Origin of the sequence: Terrisporobacter sp. (assembly GCF_017888745.1) — a bacterium.
GTDB lineage: Bacteria > Bacillota > Clostridia > Peptostreptococcales > Peptostreptococcaceae > Terrisporobacter.
Genome location: NZ_JAGHFM010000126.1, coordinates 1 through 3,197 on the forward strand (window position 1 = coordinate 1; position 3,197 = coordinate 3,197).

The 3,197-nt window shown below is 28.1% G+C and carries 3 protein-coding genes; 1 reads left to right on the top strand and 2 read right to left on the bottom strand.

All coding sequences use genetic code 11. The annotated features are described in order from the left end of the window. Together J7G74_RS06140 and J7G74_RS06145 are read right to left on the bottom strand one after the other, a co-directional pair. A partial coding sequence (locus tag J7G74_RS06140; protein ID WP_297133180.1) for an MFS transporter occupies positions 1 to 443 on the bottom strand: 443 nt, incomplete at its 3' end. A gap of 187 nt (positions 444 to 630) precedes the next feature. Next, positions 631 to 1,389, bottom strand: a complete 759-nt coding sequence (locus J7G74_RS06145) for an MBL fold metallo-hydrolase (RefSeq protein WP_297133182.1) — start codon at positions 1,387 to 1,389, stop codon at positions 631 to 633. 1,372 nt (positions 1,390 to 2,761) lie between these two features. Here J7G74_RS06145 and J7G74_RS06150 point away from each other — a divergent pair. Next, complete coding sequence (locus J7G74_RS06150) at positions 2,762 to 2,917, top strand: hypothetical protein (protein ID WP_297133184.1); 156 nt, start codon at positions 2,762 to 2,764, stop codon at positions 2,915 to 2,917. The last annotated feature ends 280 nt before the right edge of the window (positions 2,918 to 3,197 follow it).

A 3,197-nucleotide genomic window follows, 5' to 3' on the forward strand; every position in this document is an offset into this window, starting at 1 on the left:
GTTCCTATTATTAAACTAAATACACATAATAATGAACAAAACTTAAAAATAGTAATAAAACTTGTATTAGTACTTAAATAAACGCCGATAAATGGACCTAAACCTGTAGCAAGAGCCGTACTTACAGCAAAGTAACTTATACCTTCACCTTTTCGAGATGGTGGAACAATAGATACTATAACTGTACCTATTATGGTACTAGCTATTCCAAGAGCTAGACCATTTAATAATCTACTTATTACTAAAAATACCATTCCATAATTAAGAAAATATAAAAGAGTAGTTAAAGTAAAAAATATCAAGCCTGCATATAATATTTTTTTTGATTGCTTGATTTGCCCAACAATAATACGTCCTATTAATGAGCCAATAATAAAAATACCAACTACAAATCCTGCTTGACTTGTAGTTGAACTAAATTTATTTATAACATAATCTGCCATTGTAGAATTAAGTAATAAATAAATTAGTGTCAAAAAGAAATTTATTAAAGAAAGAATAATAAAATTATAGGACCATAATGTTTCTTTTTTCGTATTCATCAAAAATCACGTTCCTTTCTTTTTTAATTAATAAAATATAAATGAAAACATAAAGTATTCGTTTATATTTTTTTGGTAACATTATTTTTTAAAGAGTATATTCTTGCCCATCATCTGGAATTAGAACCTTAGATGAAAACCCATTTTCTATAGTAAATTTACGTAAATCTTTTCTAGATAGAGTATAGTGATTTACTGCTTCCATATGACTTGCAATGATTAGTGAATTTGGAGCAGCTTTATGCACTTCATAGATATCATCAGTTCCCATTATTAAAGGATTATAGTTTAATAATGTATTACAACCATTATTAGTGATAATAATTTCTGGTGAATGTTCATCAATTGCTAATTTTACTTCATCACACCAAACAGTATCACCAACTATATAAAGCGTTTTTTCTGATGGATGTTGTAATATAACTCCGCAGACATTTCCTATTACATCTAACACTTCACCAGTACCATGTTGACCACTTGTTTTTATTATTTTAATATCAGAACAAGTAGTATTTTCTTCAATAACCTCAATATTAGTAAAGTTTAAATCTGATAATTCTTTTTTATCATTTTCATCTTGAACATAAACTTTTATATTTTTAGGTAATTGTTCTTTAGCAGCATCATCAAAATGGTCTGAGTGTAAATGCGTTGCAATTATAGCATCAACATTTATAAGTTCATCAATCCCAACAGGTAATTCAACTATTGGATTATATTCATTTGGCCTAACTGGACTAGGGTATGGAGGAAAAGTACCTTTTTTAGCTAAAACAGGGTCAGTTAAAAATTTCTTTCCTGCATATTCGATTAATAATGTAGCATTTCTAATTTGTTTAATTTTCATAAATAATTTCTCCTTTTCATTTAATATAAACACATTTTAATATACATAAAATAAAAAATACATATAAAAAGTAACGTTATTTATCTGTTTTACTTGAATTATTAAAGATGTTAAACTAATAACTAATAATGTAAAGTTTATATATAGTTATAAAATAAATTCTAATTTTTAAGTTAGTTTTTATGAACAATATTAATATATTGCGAAGTATAAGGGTAGGAGTTATGCTCCTACTTTTTTTATGTTGTATTATGAACGTTTTTTATTTTTCCAAAACGAATAAATGGAGTACTCCAAATGAATTTAAGCATTATAAATATTGAAATAATAACATTTTATTAATATTTAGGGGTGCACCATTTTGGAACGTTTCCAAAACGACAAATAAACGTAGTGCTCCAATAGTTTAAGGGGGATAAATATTGAAATATCAACGATTATAATTATTATATTTTGAAACCTTTATCTTTAGGTTGCACCTTTTTTGTAGTACTTCCAAAACAAACGAATAGGTGCAGTACTCCATAAGAAACCCTTTAAGTAAAAGAGAAATATTTCGCCCTTCAACTGAAAGTACAAATTACGTTGAGTACAAAATTGTACTGTACTATTTTTTTGAAAGAAGCTTATATATGGAATAGAAGAGCCTAGCTAAACTTTGAGCTTGGAGCAGATAAAGAGCTAACCTTATACCTATTTCACAAAAAAAGTGATAAATTTCAAGGGTGGGATGAAACGTACCATCCATTTTATGATGCCTTGAATTAGAGAGTCGTATTTTTTTTACGAGTCATTTTAGATATAACAGGACAAAACATCCTAGTATGTTCCCTATTTAGAGAATGGTGTACTGTAAATTATCGTATACCATATTAGAGGAAAATCAGAGGGGTCTCCATTTTGGAGTAACCTTCGCAAATGCACTAAAACAGTGCGTCAGAAAAATTACCGAGTCAAGTTAACTCAATCCAATTTTGGATTAACATCTATACTAATGATATAGCTTCTTATTGCTAAATTAGATTGAGTATCTTAAAAATGGATAAGGTTAGGATTAGGTACTAATAATAAATGGTCCATAGTTACCCTAAGATTACCCTAAGGTTATAGAATTTATCCTACACATTTTACAGCCCCTAAAAAGAAGTATTCCGAGTTTTCCGAGTCCCTAAAAAAGAAGTACTCTGACTTTTCTGACTCCCTAAAAGGTAAATTATCGGACTTTTCGGCTACCCTAAAAAAGATACTCGGTTATTACTCGGCACTTTTGGCACCCATAAAAAAAGGAACTGTTTCCAAATAGAAAGTCAGATTTAAAATCCGAAAACCCTAAATAACCCTAATATTTATATTTTAGGAGTCAACGATCTTATTGAGTAATGTTGAGGGTGGAAAATATGTTGGTGAGATTTATAAGAAGCTAAGTAATGCTAAGGTTGTAAATATAACTCAACTGTATCTTACTGGGATATACGATAAAGAGGTAAATTTGCAGATGGATGAAAAAATCGGTCGGTCGTACGACTAAAAAAGATTGAAATATGCAAAGTATTTATTTACGTTTTAAATCGATGTTGAAAATGATACAATAACAGTAAATACGCAATTGTTCTGTAATGTAAACTAAGATACAAATTTTTTAGAGGGGGGATTCATAATGATATTAAATATTAAAAAATATTTTTTAAGTTTTTTGGGGGCAATATTAATATTTTTAATTACTCTATTTATATATACGATAGTTATGGCTGCTGAATCAGTTGAAATATTTTTTTCTAATCAAATTACTAGTATAATCATAGTTTTTA

Coding starts and splice junctions, on each gene's coding strand:
- J7G74_RS06145 (WP_297133182.1), bottom strand. CDS start 1,389: ATGAAAATTAAACAAATTAGAAATGCTACATTATTAATCGAATATGCA.